Origin of the sequence: Streptomyces sp. NPDC060205 (assembly GCF_042728395.1) — a bacterium.
In the GTDB taxonomy this organism is placed as follows: domain Bacteria; phylum Actinomycetota; class Actinomycetes; order Streptomycetales; family Streptomycetaceae; genus Streptomyces.
This window is the reverse complement of the sequence record NZ_JBHWZP010000196.1, coordinates 1-17620: the sequence shown is the minus strand read 5'-3', so window position 1 is coordinate 17620 and position 17620 is coordinate 1. Positions and strand designations below refer to the sequence as shown.

At 71.1% G+C, this 17620-nt stretch carries 16 protein-coding genes; 12 read left to right on the top strand and 4 right to left on the bottom strand.

Going from position 1 to position 17620, the window contains the following annotated elements; all coding sequences use genetic code 11:
• The first annotated feature begins 250 nt into the window (after positions 1-250).
• Entirely contained in the window at positions 251-1339 is a 1089-nt protein-coding gene (locus ACFWGJ_RS28725) for a glutamate--cysteine ligase (RefSeq protein ID WP_387330270.1), read from the top strand.
• Between the two features lie 67 nt (positions 1340-1406).
• On the opposite strand, the gene ACFWGJ_RS28720 is transcribed toward ACFWGJ_RS28725, so the two are convergent.
• Positions 1407-3221, bottom strand: a complete 1815-nt coding sequence (locus ACFWGJ_RS28720; RefSeq protein WP_387330267.1) for an ABC transporter ATP-binding protein — start codon at positions 3219-3221, stop codon at positions 1407-1409.
• A 296-nt stretch (positions 3222-3517) separates the two neighbouring features.
• Here ACFWGJ_RS28720 and ACFWGJ_RS28715 point away from each other — a divergent pair, with 296 nt between their 5' ends.
• The gene (locus tag ACFWGJ_RS28715; protein ID WP_387330264.1) at positions 3518-4720 is read left to right on the top strand and encodes an FAD-dependent oxidoreductase; all 1203 of its coding nucleotides are present in this window, start codon (positions 3518-3520) and stop codon (positions 4718-4720) included.
• Between the two features lie 186 nt (positions 4721-4906).
• Positions 4907-5557: a hypothetical protein gene (locus ACFWGJ_RS28710; protein WP_387330261.1), complete on the top strand. Its 651-nt coding sequence runs from the start codon at positions 4907-4909 to the stop codon at positions 5555-5557.
• Between the two features lie 31 nt (positions 5558-5588).
• Here the strand turns inward: ACFWGJ_RS28710 and ACFWGJ_RS28705 are convergent, their stop codons facing one another.
• Complete coding sequence (locus tag ACFWGJ_RS28705; RefSeq protein ID WP_387330258.1) at positions 5589-6227, bottom strand: GNAT family N-acetyltransferase; 639 nt, start codon at positions 6225-6227, stop codon at positions 5589-5591.
• On the opposite strand from ACFWGJ_RS28705, the gene ligA reads away from it, so the two are divergent.
• The 5 genes from ligA to ACFWGJ_RS28680 all read left to right on the top strand — a co-directional run bounded on the left by ligA (position 6226) and on the right by ACFWGJ_RS28680 (position 11496).
• On the top strand, positions 6226-8376 hold the full coding sequence (ligA, locus tag ACFWGJ_RS28700) for an NAD-dependent DNA ligase LigA (RefSeq protein WP_387330255.1): 2151 nt from the start codon (positions 6226-6228) through the stop codon (positions 8374-8376). The genes ACFWGJ_RS28705 and ligA overlap by 2 nt on opposite strands.
• A gap of 116 nt (positions 8377-8492) precedes the next feature.
• Positions 8493-9095 carry a hypothetical protein gene (locus ACFWGJ_RS28695; protein ID WP_387330252.1) on the top strand — a complete coding sequence of 201 codons (603 nt, stop codon included), beginning with the start codon at positions 8493-8495 and terminating at the stop codon, positions 9093-9095.
• A 135-nt stretch (positions 9096-9230) separates the two neighbouring features.
• Positions 9231-9377, top strand: coding sequence for a hypothetical protein (locus tag ACFWGJ_RS28690; RefSeq protein WP_189767551.1), 147 nt, complete (start codon positions 9231-9233; stop codon positions 9375-9377).
• A gap of 293 nt (positions 9378-9670) precedes the next feature.
• The gene (locus ACFWGJ_RS28685; protein WP_387330249.1) at positions 9671-10111 is read left to right on the top strand and encodes a hypothetical protein; all 441 of its coding nucleotides are present in this window, start codon (positions 9671-9673) and stop codon (positions 10109-10111) included.
• A gap of 368 nt (positions 10112-10479) precedes the next feature.
• Positions 10480-11496 (top strand): endonuclease/exonuclease/phosphatase family protein, encoded by a 1017-nt coding sequence (locus ACFWGJ_RS28680; protein ID WP_387330276.1) that lies wholly within the window; start codon positions 10480-10482, stop codon positions 11494-11496.
• Between the two features lie 40 nt (positions 11497-11536).
• On the opposite strand, the gene ACFWGJ_RS28675 is transcribed toward ACFWGJ_RS28680, so the two are convergent.
• Entirely contained in the window at positions 11537-12562 is a 1026-nt protein-coding gene (locus tag ACFWGJ_RS28675; RefSeq protein ID WP_387330246.1) for a DUF6745 domain-containing protein, read from the bottom strand.
• 191 nt (positions 12563-12753) lie between these two features.
• A complete protein-coding gene (locus ACFWGJ_RS28670) occupies positions 12754-13080 on the bottom strand; it encodes a hypothetical protein (RefSeq protein WP_387330243.1) in 327 nt (108 codons plus the stop codon).
• Positions 13081-13325: 245 nt separating this feature from the next.
• Between ACFWGJ_RS28670 and ACFWGJ_RS28665 the strand changes: the two genes are divergently transcribed.
• The 4 genes from ACFWGJ_RS28665 to ACFWGJ_RS28650 form a co-directional block, all read left to right on the top strand.
• Complete coding sequence (locus ACFWGJ_RS28665; protein ID WP_387330240.1) at positions 13326-14294, top strand: STM4015 family protein; 969 nt, start codon at positions 13326-13328, stop codon at positions 14292-14294.
• Between the two features lie 42 nt (positions 14295-14336).
• Positions 14337-15527 (top strand): STM4014 family protein, encoded by a 1191-nt coding sequence (locus ACFWGJ_RS28660; protein WP_387330237.1) that lies wholly within the window; start codon positions 14337-14339, stop codon positions 15525-15527.
• A gap of 64 nt (positions 15528-15591) precedes the next feature.
• Positions 15592-16398 carry an STM4013/SEN3800 family hydrolase gene (locus ACFWGJ_RS28655; protein ID WP_387330273.1) on the top strand — a complete coding sequence of 269 codons (807 nt, stop codon included), beginning with the start codon at positions 15592-15594 and terminating at the stop codon, positions 16396-16398.
• Positions 16395-17620, top strand: a 1226-nt coding sequence (locus ACFWGJ_RS28650; protein WP_387330234.1) for an STM4012 family radical SAM protein, incomplete at its 3' end; no start/stop codon positions are given. The genes ACFWGJ_RS28655 and ACFWGJ_RS28650, both read left to right, overlap by 4 nt.

Genomic DNA, 17620 nt, shown 5'->3' with positions numbered 1-17620 from the left:
GGGCCGAGCCATGTCAGGGACGCCGTGCGTCCCCGACGTCCTGTTCCGTGCCCGACGTCCTGTTCCGTGCCCGACGTCCTGTTCCGTGCCCGCGCCGCACACTCGCGCGGCGTATGCGCAAACCCTCCCGGCCACCGGGTGTCCACCCGTTGTTCCAGGGCATTCGGAACCGCGGGGGGAGTTGTCGGCCTCCGCCTTCCCGGCATTCTGCGTCGCCGTCCCCGGCGACCCTTATGAGAGGCTTTGTCGCATGCGTACCGTGGGAGTGGAAGAAGAACTTCTCCTGGTCGATCCCGAGACAGGAGAACCACAGGCCCTGTCCGCCGCGGTACTCGCCCGCGCCGCGAGGGACGATCCGTCGGAGGAGACGTTCGAGAAGGAGCTGCACACCCAGCAGCTCGAATTCGCCACCGCCCCGCAGGCGGACATGACCGAGCTCGGCGCGGAGATCGTCCGCTGCCGCAAGGAGGCGGCGCGGGTCGCGGGCGACATCGGAGCCACTGTCGTCGCGCTCGCCACGTCTCCCCTGCCGGTCAGCCCGTCGGTCAGTACGAACGCCCGCTACCGGTGGATGGTCGAGGAATTCGGCCTGCCCGCACAGGAGCAGCTCGTCTGCGGCTGCCACATCCATGTGTCGGTGGAATCCGACGACGAGGGCGCCGCGGTGCTCGACCGCATCCGCCCCTGGCTCTCCGTGCTGACGGCGCTCAGCACGAACTCCCCCTTCTGGCAGGGCAAGGACAGCCTCTACAGCAGCTACCGGAGCCGGGTGTGGATGCGCTGGCCGATGGCCGGCCCCACGGAACTCTTCGGTACGGCGGACGCGTACCACCGACGGATCGACGACATGATCGCCACGGGGGTGCTGAAGGACCGGGGCATGGTCTATTACGACGCGCGGATCGCCGAGCGGTATCCCACCGTCGAGATCCGGGTGTCGGACGTCTGCCTGGAGGCGAGCACCGCGACGCTGCTCGCCACCCTCACCCGTGGCCTCGTCGAGACCGCGGCGCGCGAGTGGCGTGCGGGAGTCGCCCCGGCGGCGCACCCCGTGGAGCTGCTGCGCCTGGCCGCCTGGCGGGCCGCACGGTCGGGGCTTGAGGAGGAACTGCTGCACCCGGTGACCATGCGCCCGGCACCGGCCGCGGACGTGGTCCGCGCACTGCTGGAACACATCGGTCCCGCCCTGGACGACAGCGGTGACACCGGCCGTGCGCGGACGGCCGTGACGGAGTTGCTGCGTGACGGCAACGGCGCCCGGGTGCAGCGCGAGGTCCTGGAGCGGACCGGGAGCCTGGGTGACGTGGTCAAGGAGTGCGTGCGCCGCACACAGACCTGAGCGCGCAGTGACCGCACCGACCCGCAGGGATCGCGTGCGGTCAGTGCGGTCAGTGCGGTCAGTGCGGTCAGTGCACGGTCGCCCGGGTGGGTCCGTCGTCGAGGAAGCCGCCCGACTGGTGCTGCCAGAGCTTGGCGTAGGCGCCGGCCGAGGCGAGCAGTTCCTGGTGGGTGCCCTGTTCGACGATGCGTCCGCGGTCGAGGACGACGAGCCGGTCCATGGTGGCGACCGTGCTCAGCCGGTGCGCCACCACGAGCGCCGTCCGCCCCTCCATGAGCCTCCACAGCGCTTCCTGGACCAGGACCTCGCTCTCGGAGTCCAGGGCGCTGGTGGCCTCGTCGAGCAGCAGGATCGGCGCGTCACGAAGGATCGCCCTGGCGAGCGCGACCCGCTGACGCTGTCCGCCCGACAGCTTCACCCCGCGCTCGCCCACCATGGTGTCGAAGCCGTCCGGCAGGCCGTCGGCGAACTCCGTGACATGGGCGATCTCGGCCGCGCGCCTGATCTCCCGGTCCGTGGCGTCCGGACGCGCGAAGGCGATGTTGTCCCGCAGCGAGCGGTGGAACATCGCCGGATCCTGCGGCACATAGGCGATGAGGCTGCGCAGCTCGGCCTGGCGCAGCCTGCTGATGTCCTGTCCGCCGATCAGGATCCGGCCGGCGTCGAGGTCCGTCATCCTCAGCAGCAGCCTGCTGAGCGTGGTCTTGCCGCCGCCGGACCTGCCGACGAGACCGATCTTCGTGCCGCTGGGCACCGCCAGTTCGAGGCCCTGGAAGAGGGGCCCCGCCCCCGCGTGGGCGAAGGTCACCTCCTCGAAGCGGACGTCGGCGGCCTGGGACAGCAGCGGCTCGGGCGGCACCGGGTCCAGCACGGTCGGCGGCAACAGCAGCAGTTCGGTGAACTGACCCGCCTCCGTCATCGAACTCTCCAGGCGGCGGTACACCTGATTGAACTCGAACATGATCCGTGTCGCGTTCGAGTAGTACGTGAAGGCCACCACGACCGCCTCCACCCCGTGCCCGCTGCCCGCGAGGGCGACCGCGAGCAACAGGCCCAGCGCGTTGGTGAGTACGGACATGGGGGCGACCAGTGTGTCGATGCGCAGGTTGCCGTAGTCCCACGCCCGCAGGGTGAGCCTCCGTGACTCGGCGACCCGGGAGCGGTGTTCGGCGGCCTCGCGTTCCTCGGCCGCGAACGCGCGCACCGTGTCCATGTTCATCAGGCTGTCGGCGACATGACCCGACACCCGGGCGATGGCCTCCTCGCGCCGGTCGACCAGTGCCTGGCGGCGGCGGATCAGCGGCACCACGCACAGCGCGGTCAGCACGAGCATCGTCAACAGGCCGACGACCAGCAGCGGTTCGTACCGCCAGAGGATCACCGATCCGAACGCGAGGGGCACCACGCGGCCCACGACCTGGAACGTCAGCGTGTCGACGAACTCCTCGAACCGGGAGGCGAAGCTCAGCACCCGCTTGGTCAGCGATCCGGCGAAGTTGTCGTGGAAGAAGGCCGCGTCCTTGGCGAACAGCTCGTCCATGCCGATCACGTACAGGTTCTCGATGCCGCGTGCGGCGAGCCGGTTCAGGCAGTGCAGGCCCAGGCGCCACAGCGCTTCCCCGAGCAGCAGGACCCCGGCGAAGCCGAGGACGTACGGGAGTGACTCGGTGACGGTGATGCCGCCTTCGGTTGCGATCGTGGCGACGAGTTTCGCGACGATGAGCGGCGCGATGTAGTTGATGCCGATGTTGCCCAGCGCGGGCAGCAGCATGGCCGGTACCGAGAACAGCCGTAACCGGGCCAGCTCCCGTCCGTAGTGCCGAAGTGCCAGAAGTACCGCACCCCTGCGCGGTTGGACCCTGCGTGTCTCAGACGATCCCATCCCACCCCCGACCAGTCGTAGGACGGCCCGTCGCCCGTTCCTCCGGTGAATCGCCGTCGGCGCACGCCGACAACAGAGGTGAGTACGGGTGGGCCGGAACTGCAATTGTCCCGTGACAACACCCGCCGAGTCCAAGTGTTTTGCGGCTCGCACACCCATACGCAGGTGCGAAGTCGGTGGCCGGATTCCCCTTCCGTCAACGGCGTGCCACGGCCCCCACACCCAGCGGGAGGCACACAGGGAGGTGCGGGCATACAGTGCGAGAGGTCCGTACAGGAACGAGTGGGGGATACGACGTGGTGCACACACTTGTCATCGGTGGCGGGATCGCCGGCACGGCCGCCGCGCTGGCTCTGCACAAGGCGGGTTCGGACGTCACCGTGTACGAGGCCCATCCCGACTCGGCCGAGGACATCGGGGCGTTCCTCACCCTCGCGAGCAACGGTATGCGCGCCCTCGCCCAGCTCGACGCCTCCGCCGCGGTCACCTCGGTCGGTTTCCCCCTGCGGTCGATGCGGGTCCTCGACGACACGGGTGCCACGGTGGCCCATGTGCCGCTCGGCGAGGCGGGCGACCCGCTCCTGCGGTACCGGTGCCTGCACCGGGGCGAACTCGCCGCCGCGCTGCAGGCGGAGGCCGCGCGCCGGGGCATCGGCATCCGGCACGGAGCACGTCTCGCGTCCGTGCGGGACACCCCGGACGCGGTCACCGCGCACTTCACCGACGGCAGCACCGCGACCGGTGACCTGCTCGTCGCGGCGGACGGACTCAACTCCGTTGTACGGCAGGGATTCGCCCCCGCCGTGCAGCCCCGTTACGCGGGACAGCGCGTCTTCTACGGCTACACCGACGACGCGCTCCTGGCCGAGGAGAACGCCGGGGAGAGGGAGCGCCTCACCATGGTGCGGGGCAGCGGAACGGCCTTCGGCTACGCGGTCTCGCCGGCCGGGGAGACGTACTGGTTCGCGCGGGTGGCCGGTGAACCCCTGACCGCCGAGGAGATCGCCCACGGCACACCCGGCCACTGGCGCGAGCAACTGCTGCCGCTGCTGCGCAAGGACACCACACCTGCCGCGGGTGTCGTCGCGGCCACCACCGACCGCCTGATGGTCACCAACGCCACGGAGATCCCCACCGGTACGCCTTGGCGCTCCGGCCGCGTCCTCACCATCGGCGACGCGGCCCACGCGGCCTCCCCCGCGACCGGACAGGGTGCCTCGATGGCACTGGAGGACGCGGTCGTCCTCGCGAAGTCCCTGCGCGACGCCCCCGGCACCGAGGCCGCGCTGGGCCTGTACGAGTCACTGCGCCGGCCGCGCGTCGAGGAGAACGTGACCGTCAGCGGAAACATCTCCCGGGGCACTCCCCCGTCGCCCCGTCCCGGCCGGGGTGCCCCCGCGTCACGGCCGGTCGACGACGACCTCGTCCGGCACCTGGACTGGCACACCGACCTGTGGACCGAGTACGGGGACGGCGCACCGGGTTCGCTGCCTCACTAGTCAACTCAAGGCATGCACCAGGAACACCTGGTTCCACCCATGCGTAGTATCTCTACACTGGCGCAAAGCGCCAGTTGAGTCCTTCGGACGGACCAGCCCTGACAGACACCATCCCGCTCTCCACCCGCACACATACGTGCAATCCCCTTTCGCACCTGTGCCGGCGGACCGAGAAAGGCTCCACTCATGTCTGAGAACCAGATCTCCACCACAGAACTCACCTCGCAGTACATCGCACAGGTGACCAACGACCTGGAGCGCAACAGCAAAGAGCAGGAGCGCATCGCGACGGACATCGCGGCCCTGCAGGAACAGTTGCTGGCTCTGCAGCACGACCACTCGGTGCTGGTGAACATGCACCAGGCGCTCGGTGGTGCGAGCCCCGTCGCCGGGACCAGCCCCGCCAAGCCCTCCGTGCCGAGTCAGTCCTCCGCCGGCACCAAGCGGTCCAAGGCTGCCACGCAGGTCAAGGAGGCCAAGGCCGTCAAGCCGAGGAAGACGGCTGCCACGGGCGCGAAGAAGACCGTGGCGAAGAAGAGCGAGACCGGCGGGGCCGCGGCCAAGGCACCGAAGACAGCCGCTCAGCCGAGCCTCGTCGACCTGATCCGCGGCCACCTCGAAGCGCAGAACGAGCCGCGCTCCGCCGCCGAGATCACCACCGCGCTCACCACGGCCCACCCGGACCGCACCATCAAGACCACCGTCGTGCGCACCACCCTCGAAAACCTGGTCGCCCGCAGCAGCGCCCACCGCAACAAGCAGGGGTCCTCGGTCTTCTACACCGCCGCCACCGACGCTGCCGGCGCCAAGGCCGAGCCCGCCGCGGCGGGCAACTGACCTTCCCCGCCGCGCCCTGCCCCGCGGCCGGTCATGTCCCCGTGGGACCGGCCGGGTGCAGGCGGGTGAACTCGTCGTCGAGTACGCCCATCATGACCACGTCGTGATACCGGCCGGCGAAGTACACCTGGTCGCGCAGACGCCCCTCCTCGACGAGACCGAGTCTGCGTTGCAGTGCCAGCGACGCCTTGTTGTGCGCGAAGATCCTTGCCTGGCACTTGTGGAAGCGCCGCTCGGCGAACATGTAACGCAGCAGCAGGGTCGCGGCCTCCGTCGCATATCCCCGGCGCCGGTGCTCCGCGCCCAGGGAGATGCCGTACTCGAACCAGCCCGCGCGCGCGTCGGCGTGGTGCGAGCCGACCACACCGACCGGCTGTCCCGTGTCGAGGGCTTCGACGACCAGGATGAAACGGTCGCCGTCGGGCCCGTCGAGCGCCAGTTCCTTCGCCCGGGCACGATGGCCCTCGGCGGAGCGGGGCGCCCGCACCAGGTCGCCCAGCCGCTCCTCGTCCGTCTCGAAGCGCATGAGCGCCGTCCAGTCCTCGGGCTCGACACCACGCAGTCGTACGCGTTCACCGGTCCAGAACGATGTCATCCCCCATTGGAGCACGCCGTGTCCGGAGCCCGGTCCGGGGGCGTTGTCAGTGGTGGCAGGCAGGATGACCCTCATGACCTCACCAGTTGCAGTGATCGTGGATGCCGTCGCCTACGCACAGGCCGTCGAGGACGCGGTGAAGGCGTCGGCCGCCTACTACACGGGCGGCACCTCGCCGATGGACGACGACACCTATGACCGGCTCGTGCGCGCCATCACCGACTGGGAGGCGGAGCATCCCGACGAGGTGCTGCCCGGCTCACCGAGCGGGAAGGTCGCCGGCGGCGCGGTGGACGGAGATGTGCCGCACACGGTGGCGATGCTGAGTCTGGACAACGTGTTCTCGGCGGAGGAGTTCACGGCCTGGACGGCGTCGCTGGCCCGGCGCATCGGCCATGATGTGGAGCGGTTCAGCGTCGAACCGAAGCTCGACGGCCTGGCGATCGCCGCGCGTTACAGCGCAGGACGCCTGGAGCGGCTGATTACCCGTGGGGACGGGACGGCCGGGGAGGACGTCTCGCACGCGATCGGTACCGTCGAGGGCCTGCCGGAGGTCCTGGCCGAGCCCGTGACGGTGGAGGTGCGCGGTGAGGTCCTCATGACCACGGCCCAGTTCGAGCACGCCAACGAGGTGCGCACGGCACACGGCGGGCAGCCCTTCGCGAATCCGCGCGGCGCCTCGGCGGGCACCCTGAGAGCCAAGGAGCGTGCCTACACCGTGCCGATGACGTTCTTCGGCTACGGTCTGCTGCCCCTGCCGGACACGGACGCGGAGTCGGCCGGGCGGCTGCAGGAGCTGTCCCACAGCGAACTCATGGACCGCGCCGCGGAACTGGGAGTGCACACCACCGCGGGCACCGCCGTGCCCGGCACCACCGCCGAAACGGCCGAGCAGGTCCTGGCGCGGGTGCAGGAGATCGCCGCGCTGCGTGCCTCGCTGCCGTTCGGCATCGACGGGATCGTCATCAAGGCGGACCTGGCAGCCGACCAGCAGGCCGCCGGATCCGGTTCGCGCGCCCCGCGCTGGGCCATCGCCTACAAGCTCCCTGCGGTGGAGAAGATCACCCGGCTCCTTGAGGTCGAGTGGAACGTCGGCCGCACCGGCATCATCGCCCCGCGCGCCGTCCTCGAACCGGTCGTCATCGACGGCGCCACCATCACCTACGCCACCCTGCACAACCCGGCCGACATCACCCGGCGCGACCTGCGTCTGGGCGACCATGTCATGGTCCACCGCGCCGGTGACGTCATCCCCCGTATCGAGGCCCCCGTCGCCCATCTGCGCACTGGTGACGAACAGCCCATCGTGTTCCCCGAGGTGTGCCCGCGGTGCGGGAGCGGCATCGACACCGGCGAGCAGCGCTGGCGCTGCGAGAACGGCCGCAACTGCCATCTGGTCGCCTCCCTCTCGTACGCGGCCGGCCGCGATCAGCTCGACATCGAGGGGCTCGGTCACACCCGTGTCGTCCAGCTCGTCGAAGCGAAGCTGGTGGCCGATCTCGCGGATCTGTTCACGCTCACCCGTGACCAGCTCCTGAGTCTGGAGCGGATGGGCGGGACGAGCACCGACAACCTCCTCACGGCGCTCGCCACGGCCAAGGGGCGTCCGCTGTCCCGGGTGCTGTGCGCCCTCGGTGTGCGGGGGACGGGACGGTCGATGTCCCGGCGCATCGCCCGTCACTTCGCCACGATGGACCACATCCGCGCGGCCGACGCCGCGTCCATGCAGCAGGTCGAGGGCATCGGGACGGAGAAGGCGCCGTCCATCGTCTCCGAACTGGCCGAGCTGGCCCCGCTCATCGACAAGCTCGTCGCCGCCGGGGTGAACATGACCGAGCCGGGTGCCACTCTGCCGAGCGCGCCGACGGACGCCTCAAGCAGTTCCCAGGACGCCGGGGGCTCGGCCGGTTCAGGGGGTGCGGAGGGTACGGAGGGTACGGAGGGATCGGCGCCGGCCGGCGGGCCGCTGGCCGGGATGACGGTGGTGGTGACCGGCGCGATGACCGGCGTACTGGAGAAGCTCAGCCGCAACCAGATGAACGAACTCGTCGAACGGGCCGGAGGCCGCTCCTCCTCCAGCGTCTCCAAGAAGACCACCCTGGTGGTGGCGGGAGAGGGCGCCGGATCCAAGCGCGCCAAGGCCGAGACCCTCGGCATCCGCCTGGCCACCCCTGACGAGTTCGCCGAGCTCGTCACCGACCACCTCGAACAGCCCGCCCAGTAGTCCACCCCCGGCCGACCGTACTCCGCGTGCTCCCGGCCGGGGCCGCTGGCGCGGGACCCGGCCGCCGTGACAGGCTCTGCGTCGCTCGTGAACAGGCTGTTGGTGAGGGGAATTCCGTGGACACGCAGACGTGGGACGCACTGGTCGCATCGATGAAGAACGCGTACACCGCGGATCTGGCTCAGGGGAGGGCGCCTCGACCGGTCATCATGCCGCTGGTCCGCGGCGAACTGGTCGGGCTCGTCTGGCTGCGTCCGGCCGAGACCGGCGAGGACGCCATGACCGCGATCGTCGAGCTCTCGAACGTCGCCGCGGCGGCGGGCGCGGACGAGGTCGTGCTCGCCTGGGACACCGAGAACGTCGCGGCCGAATGCGGCCTTCCGGTCATCGGCCCGGCGCCCTGCCTGAATGTGGTGCACGCCACGAAGGACGGCCACGTCCTGCATCAATTCCCTTGCACGCACGAGCCCGTGGAGTCCACGCCCGAGGAGTCCTCGGGCGAGGAGTCCACGCCCGAGGTCGCGGACGCGGTCGAGCCCCGGTGGCTCGCCGCACCTGCCCCGCAGCCCGGTGGCGAGCTGGCCCCGCCGCTCCAGGCCGCCCTCACCTACTCCTTCACCCCCCTCGATCTCGACCACCCCTCCCCCTTCGGCGTCACCGTTCTCCTCATGGAGGACGACGGTTACGCCGTGCACCTCACGGACACCTTCGCCCTGTGACCCAGGGGTCCCACCAGGCTGTCTCCACCGGGTTCCGGGCAAGAGCGCGGGCCGGCCGCCGTTGGGTCCCGCCGTGGCGGGGTATACGGAGCTGTGCACGGACCGCACCACCGCCCCCGGCCCAGGAGTAGAGCCATGGCAGGCATCATGAACAAGATCAAGCAGTTCGCCCGGAGCCCGCAGGGACGGCGCACCATCGAGCAGGCACGCCGCGCCTCCGCCGACCCGCGCCGCCGTGCCCAGGCCCAGCGGCTGCTGGGCAAGCTGCGCGGACGACGCTGACCTCGATGAGGCGGCCCGTCCCGGCCGACGCAAAGACCCCACCCGATGTTCTTCGGGTGGGGTCTTGTTGAGCGCCGGGCAGGCCTTGCACCTGCATTTCCCCGCAGGAAGCGGGGCGTCTTTCCTTGGACCACCGACGCGAGACGCGCCCGCACTTGGCGGCTCGCTCAAGATCGAGTCTATCAGCATTCCGGGCCCGCTCTGCACACGCGTGCGAGGGGCAGGCGTGAAGGCCGTGAAGGCGTAGAAAACAATTCCCGTTTGCCGAACGCAGAGCCGGATACCCGGTGTTCATGGCTGGAGCGAACAACAAAACCACGAACGGACAGTCGCCCACCGCGCATGCGCGAGCGGCGAAGACCACCGTGACCGAAGGTGCCACGGCGCCCGCGAAGGAGTCACAGAAGGCCGCCACCGAGGCGGTGAAGAACGCCGGGGAAGCTGCCGGGGCCGTCGGCCGTGGCAGCAGGGAAGCCCTGGTGAACCTCGGCGGAGTCGCGTCGCAGAAGGCCAAGGAGACGGCCAGGACGGTGCAGGGCGGTGTTTCCACGGCCGCTCAGCAGACGGTCGGGAAGGCCGGCCTTGTCTGGACCCTCCTGAAGGCCAGGAAGATCGTGGCCGCCGGCGTCGGCGCGGGGACCGCGGCTGTGGTCCTCTCCTCCTACGCCGTGGGCCGGCGTGTCGGTCTGCGGCAGCGAGGCCCGCTTTCCCGTCTCAGCGGCGGTCGTCTCTGAGACGGGACGCCGCGAGGGCACCTGCTCACAGGCCCGTCGGAGCTTCTGCTCCGGCGGGCCTGTCGGCGTGCGGCCGTCCGGTCCCCCGGTGCGGAGGAAAGCACTGCCGGAACCTGATCACCGTGCCGAGCGTCGTTACAGACACGCCATGTGCACCACATCGTGTTCACGACGTGGGGTTCATGACGTGCAGTTCATGGCGTGGGGTTCACGACGTCGGGTTCATGCGGCGCGGCAACGGTTCCGGAGCGCGTGCGGGATCCCGGGACGGATACGGGTGGGGCTTGGTGGAGCGCACGGCGGACGGCAGCGCGGCGACGAGTACGACGAGTACGAAGGCCGCGGCGCCCGGCCGATGGCGTCGTCGGCTGTCCTGGCGGCAGCTCCCGGGGCGGCCGTGGGGCCAGGACGCGGACGGCCGGTCGGCCTGGGCCCGTGGCCGTGTACTCGCGTCGCTCGCCGTACTGACCGCCGCCCTGCTCGCCTTCCACTCGGTGGTGCCCAACACGGTGGGCCGCCTCGGCAGTCTGCTGGAGACCTTTCTGCCCTGGCTCGGCCTGGCCGTACCGCTGTTGCTGGTGCTCGCGTTGCTGCGCCGCTCGGCGACCGCGCTGGTGGCTTTGCTGCTGCCCGTGGCCGTATGGGGCCAGTCCTTCGGCGGACGGCTCCTGCCGCAGGACCGCGGCGCACACGACCTCACGGCGGTCCAGCACAACGTCAGTGACGTGAACACCGATCCCGCGGGTACGGCCGCGGCTCTGATCGAGGCCGCACCGGATCTCGTCGCCCTGGAAGAGCTGACGCCTGCCGCACTGCCGGCCTACGAGAAGGCCCTGGCACCGGACTACCCCCACCACGCGGTCGAGGGAACGGTCGGGCTGTGGTCGAGGCATCCCCTGTCGGACACGCGCCGGGTGGACATCAGGCCGGCGTCGTTCGAGGAGGGCTGGAGCCGCGGACTGCGGTCCACGGCGCGCACTCCGTGGGGCGACATCGCGGTGTACGTCGCCCATCTGCCCTCGGTCCGCCTCGGCCGGAGCGGTCTCGGTTCCGGTCCGCGGGACGAGAGCGCCCGGCTGCTGGGAGCGGCCCTCGCCGCCGAGAAACTGGACAGGGTGATCCTGCTCGGTGACCTCAACAGCACCCTGGACGACCGGGGTCTGGATCCGGTGACCTCACGGATGGACCGGACGGACTCGGCAAGGCAGGCCTTCGCCTTCAGCTGGCCCGCCTCCTTCCCTGTGTCGCGGATCGACCAGGTCCTGGCCCGCTCGGCCACCGTGTCGAACGTGCGGACCCTGCCCGCCACCGGCAGCGACCACCTCCCCGTCGCCGTCGACATCGGACTTGAGCACGACCCCGACGACTCACCACCGGCTCCCTGACGCCCCTCCCCCGCGCGACACCCCTCCCCCGCGCGCGTTCCTACGTCTGCTGCAGCGGCTGGTACGCCTCCGCGCCGACGCCGAACGTCCAGGCCACACCCTCGCGGGCCGTACGGGTCGTCGGCGGCACCCGCAGCCAGTAGGTGCGGCTCGTACCGTCCGGCTCCGGGGTGGAGTTGACGACCTCGACCATCACCACGTCCTCGTCACCGACGAGTTGGACCCGCCAGAGCACGCCCGTCTCGTCGCGGTGGACGGGAACCGCGCCGGACTCGTCCAGATAGCGGTCGTAGCCGTAGTGCTCCAGCATCACGCGGCGCAGTTCGGCGTTCTCCTCGCCGCGGATCCGCTCCGGTGTCAGTCTGGTCAGCTCGTCGAGGAAGTCGCGTGGCACGGGCATCCCGCGCCACGCGTACAGCTCGAACCCGTCCGCGTACCCCAGTGCCGGGCCGTCACCGCGGTCCAGGCGGCCGGCTTCGTCGCGGTGCAGCGTCACGGGGCGTTCACTGACGACCGCCACCTTCTCGTAGGGCCACCACCAGCCCGCGTGGCGCGCCACCGCGGCCAGACCGTCCAGAGGGCCCTCGTCCCCGGAGTCGAACGCGCACAGCCAGGCCGCGTCGTGCTGTCCCAGTGCCGCGTCCAGCAGAAGCAGGCGGACCTGTGTCTCCTCGCCCCGGTCGTCGGCGAGTTCGTCGACGACGCCCGCCCGCACCCGGTCGACCAGGGTGCGGGTCGACTCCCACAGGCCCGCTCCCGTGGCACGCCAGTGACCGCTCCATCTCTCCGGACCCAGCTTCGCGTGCAGCCTTGCCCGCTCGGCGGCCCAGGGGGCAGCCAGCACCGCGTCGCGGACGCTCGCCCCGAGGGTGTCCGGCTCCGGGGCGTCCGGACGGGCCGCCGCCATGAGCGTCCGTACCGCCTCACGAGGGGAGCGTGTCCAGACGATCCGCTCCGGTTCGGCCAGCCCTGCCCGCCGGTAGGCGAGTCGTACGCCCTCCTCGGCCGCCGCCCGGTCCCCCGGCCCCGTCGCCGCCGCCGTCGCCCGCCAACTGCCCTGCTCCATCAACGCCGTTCCTCTCCCCTGGCACCCTGTCGACGGGCGGCACCCTCGTGCCGCCCGGTCCTGCGTAGCGCTGTCCTGCGTCCCGCTGTTCCTGTGTCCCGCTGTTCCGGTGTCTCGCTCTCCGCGCGTCCGCCGTGTGTCGGGCGTCGGTCGTAAGTCGTCGTCAGTCGTCAGTCGTCAGTCGTCAGTCGTCAGTCGGCGACTATGCGCACCGAGCCCGGCACGTACTCCCGCTGCCGGATCACCCGGTACCAGCCTTTCGGGAGGGAGATCGCCGCGTGTTCCTCGTGGACGACGCGGGCGCCGTCGGGCACGTGCAGCAGCATCGGCCCGAACAGACCGGCCTCGCGGACCAGCCGCCCGGGACCGACCACCGCATGGGCGTGACCGGTGACTTCGCCGAGTGCCAGGACGAGCCTGCCGCGGCCGTCGCGTGGTTCGGACGGCGCGTCGGCCGCGTGCTCCGGCACCGCGCTCTCCGCCAGCGCCACGATCAGGACGTCACCTTGCCGGTACATGGGTCTCCTCCCGCTGCGGCACACCGTGTGCCATGGGAAGGACCGTAGGGGCGACCACTGACAATCGCCCTCGACCGCAGGTCACACAGCCTGTGCGGGACGGGAGGCGTCGCAGGAGGACCCCTGATCCACGCGATGTCAGTGGGACTTGGTAGAACTCCGGTACCTGGACGCGGTCGGCGCGCGCCGGGTTCAGGACCGACGACTGCCGATCCACCGACCTCAGCACCAAGGAGCAGGCGCGCATGACCATCGGTGACCACTTCCAGGAGTTCCACGGGCTGCCGGCCTTCACCTTCCCTGGCGTCGACGAGCCGAAGCCGGACGCGTCCTCGCTTCCGTCGCCCGAGTCCGTGGCCTGGCGCATCGCGGTGAATTCGTACGACTCCGACGAGCAGTGGGAGGAGGCCTTCGGCCGCTTCGTGGCGGCCGTCGACACCGAGCGGGTGCGGGCGATCGTGGTGGGCGCGTGGAGCGACGTGTACGACTCCGCCCCCGACGAGGTGGTCGAGGCGCTGGTGGCGGCCCGCGCACAACTGCCCTCGCTGCGCGCGCTGTTCGTCGGCGACATCGTGATGGAGGAGGCCGAGATCTCCTGGATCACGCAGGGCGACATGGGGCCGCTCCTCGAAGCCTTTCCCGGGCTGGAGGAGTTCGGGGTCCGCGGCGGCAACGGCCTGGTCTTCCCCGGCACCCGTCACGAGCGGCTGCGGAAGCTGACCGTCGAGAGCGGCGGGCTGCCCGTCGAAGTGGTGCGCGGCATCGCCGCGAGCGACCTGCCCGCCCTCGTCGAACTCGACCTGTGGCTGGGCACATCCGAGTACGGCGGGGACTGCGACATCGCCGACCTCGAACCGTTCTTCGCGGGCACCCGGCTGCCCGCCCTCAAGCGGCTCGCCCTGCACAACAGCGAGATCCAGGACGCCATCTGCTCCGCCCTCGCGTCCGCCCCCGTGGTGGCGCGCCTGGAGGAACTGGACGTCTCGATGGGCGTGCTCACCGACGACGGCGCGACGGCGCTGCTGACCGGCCAGCCGTTGACGCACCTGAAGAAGCTCGACCTCCACCACAACTACCTCAGCTCCGCCCTGAGCGCCCGGCTGCTGGAGACCCTCGAACCCGCGGGTGTGCTCGTCGACACCGACAAGGAGGACGCCGAGGACGACGAGGACGACGACGGCGAGGTCTGGCGTTTCGTCGCGGTGGGCGAGTAGCGCGCCGCGACGTCAGGACCAGGACCAGGGAGGGGGAACGGCATGGGCCGTAGGGGATCGGCGGACGCACCGCCGAAGTGGGTGGTCGTCGCCAACGGGGACAACCGCAGGGTGGGGCTGTTCACCGCTGCCGCCGAGGCCGCCGGTCACGGCACACCCCGGGTGGTCGAGTGGCTCGACGTCCTGCGCGCCGGCGGACACGCCTTCGCCGACGACGAGATCGTCCGTCTGGACTCCCCGGGTGAGCGCGCCGACGTGGACGCCCTGCTGCGGGGCGTGGACGATCCGACGCGGGTGGAGGGTTCCGCGCGGTGGTACGCGCGGTTCCTGGACTGCGTGGCGTCGCTGCGCGGTGGAGTACGGCTCGACGACCCGGCGGAGCTGGCCGTGCTGTTCGACAAGCGGCTGTGCCACGACCGGCTCGCGCGCGCGGACGTGCCGGTGCCGCCGTCTCCCACATCCGGTGCCGGCCTCGCGCCGGTCCGGGGGTGGTCGGACGTACGGGACTCGATGGCGGCGGCGGGCATGCGGCGCGCCTTCGTCAAGCTCGCCCACGGCTCGTCCGCCTCGGGTGTCCTCGCCGTCGAGACGACCGCTTCGGGCCGGATCCGTGCGACGACCTCGGTGGAGCGCGCCGAGGACGGTCGTCTGTACAACTCGCTGCGGGTGCGCCGCTACACGTCGGAGCCGGAGATCGCCGCGATCGTCGACACCCTGGCCCCCGACGGGCTGCATGTCGAACGGTGGCTGCCGAAGGCCTCTCTCGGCGGCCGGTCGGCCGATCTGCGCATCGTGGTGGTGGCCGGCCGGGCCACCCACGCCGTGGTCCGCACCAGCCGTTCGCCGCTGACCAATCTCCATCTCGGCGGGGCGCGGGGCGATCTGGCGGCCGTGCGCGCGCTGGCGGGTGACCGGTGGGCCACGGCCGTCGAGGTGAGCGAGCGCGCGGCCGCCTGCTTCCCGGGCACGCTGTGTGTCGGCGTCGATCTGCTGCCCGCCCTCGGCTGGCGCCGCTTCGCCGTCGGCGAGGTCAACGCCTTCGGCGACCTGCTCCCCCGCCTCACCGGCCTGCCGGGCAGCGGGGCGGAGGGCCAGGACACGTATGCCGCGCAGATCGCCGCGGCGGGCTCCTTCAGCCGCGGCCCGCTCCCCGCTCCCACCGCACCGACCGGGGAGCCCGGCCCGCCCGCTGCCCCGCACGACCTGCCAAGGACAGCCCATGCCCCAGCCTGACCCCGTACCGCCCTCGGGCGACCGCACCGACGCCCCGCCCGTCGCGTCCACCACCACACCGGACATGAACGAGGTCGTGGGCCGGGACGATCTGCTCCTCCTCACCCTGGACACGCTGCGGCACGACGTGGCGGTCGAGCTTGCGGCGGCCGGCCGGCTGCCCCACCTCACCGCCCATCTCCCGGGCGGCGTCTGGGAGAAGCGGCACGCGCCGGGGAACTTCACCTACGCCTCGCACCAGGCGATGTTCGCCGGTTTCCTCCCCACGCCCGCCGGGCCGGGACCGCATCCACGTCTGTTCGCGGCCCGGTTCGCGGGCAGCGAGACGACGGCGGACGGCACGTTCGTCTTCGAGACCCCGGACATCGTGTCCGCCCTGGCCGCGCGCGGCTACCGCACGGTGTGCATCGGCGGGGTCGGCTTCTTCAACAAGCAGGGCGCCCTGGGCGACGTACTGCCCGGCTACTTCCAGGAGAGCCACTGGGAGCCCGAGTTCTCCGTGGCCTCGCCGACCTCCTTCGAGGCGCAGGTGGCGCGGGCCGAGAAGACGGTCGCCGAACTGCCGCCGGATCAGAAGCTGTTCCTCTTCCTGAACGCCTCCGCGCTGCACCAGCCGAACTGGTTCCACCTTCCCGGCGCGACCCGGGAGGCGGGCGACAGCCGCGTCACCCACGCCGCGGCGCTGGAGTACATCGACCGTCATGTGGGGCGGCTGTTCAGCGCGATGAGTTCGCGCCGCCGCTGCTTCGCGATCGTCTGCTCCGACCACGGCACCGCCTACGGGGACGACGGCTACACCGGCCACCGCCTCGGCCACGAATCCGTGTGGACCGTGCCCTACGGCCACTTCTTCCTGGAGCCGCCCGCATGACCTCCACCTCCATGGGCACCTCCACGGACACCGCCCTCGCGCTGCCCCGCCCGTACCAGAGCTATACGTACGCCTATCCGCACAAGACCGCCTACCGGCCGCTCGTTCCCCGGCCCCGGCTCGCTGACCTGTGGGCCGGGGAGTCCCGGCAGGCGCTCTCGCTGTATCTGCACATCCCGTTCTGCGAGATCCGCTGCGGTTTCTGCAACCTCTTCACGCGCATCGGCGCGCCGGACGGGCTGACGGGCCGCTATCTGGACGCCGTGCGGCGCCAGGCCGCCGCCGTGCGCGAGGCTCTGGGCGACGAGGAGCCGCCGCGGTTCGCCAACGCGGCGTTCGGCGGCGGGACTCCGACCTATCTGGAGGCCGCCGAGCTGGAGCGGCTGTGCGACATCGCCGAGCGGGAGATGGGTGTGGACCTGCGGGCCGTCCCGCTGTCCGTGGAGGCTTCCCCGTCCACCGCCACCGCCGACCGGCTGGCCGTCCTGGCGGAACGGGGCACCACACGCCTGAGCCTCGGTGTGCAGAGCTTCGTCGAGGAGGAGTCCCGCGCGGCCGTACGCCCGCAGCGCAGAAGCGACGTCGAGGCGGCGCTGACGCGCATCCGCGAGGCCGCGATCCCCGTCCTGAACATCGACCTGATCTACGGTATCGACGGCCAGACGGCGGCCAGTTGGCGGTACTCGCTCGACGCGGCCCTGGCCTGGCGGCCCGAGGAGATCTACCTCTACCCCCTCTACATACGTCCGCTCACCGGTCTCGGCCGCCACACCGACCGCCTCACGGCCGACCGGCAGTGGGACGAGGAACGGCTGCGCCGCTACCGGGAGGGCCGCGACCATCTGCTCTCCCAGGGGTACGAGCAGGTGTCGATGCGGATGTTCCGGCGTGCGGACGCGCCGCCGCAGGGGCCGGACGACTACGCGTGCCAGACCGACGGCATGATCGGCCTGGGCTGCGGCGCGCGCTCGTACACCTCGCGGCTGCACTACTCCTTCGACTACGCGGTGTCGATGCGGGAGATCCGCGGCATCATCGACGACTACACCGCCACCGAGGACTTCTCGCACGCCCTGCACGGCAGGTGGGTCGACGAGGACGAGGCACGGCGGCGGCATCTGCTGCAGTCGGTGCTCCAGGCGGAGGGCCTGCCTGTCACGGACTACCGTCTGCGGTTCGGTACGGACCCGTACGACGACTTCCCGGCGGAGCTGGACACTCT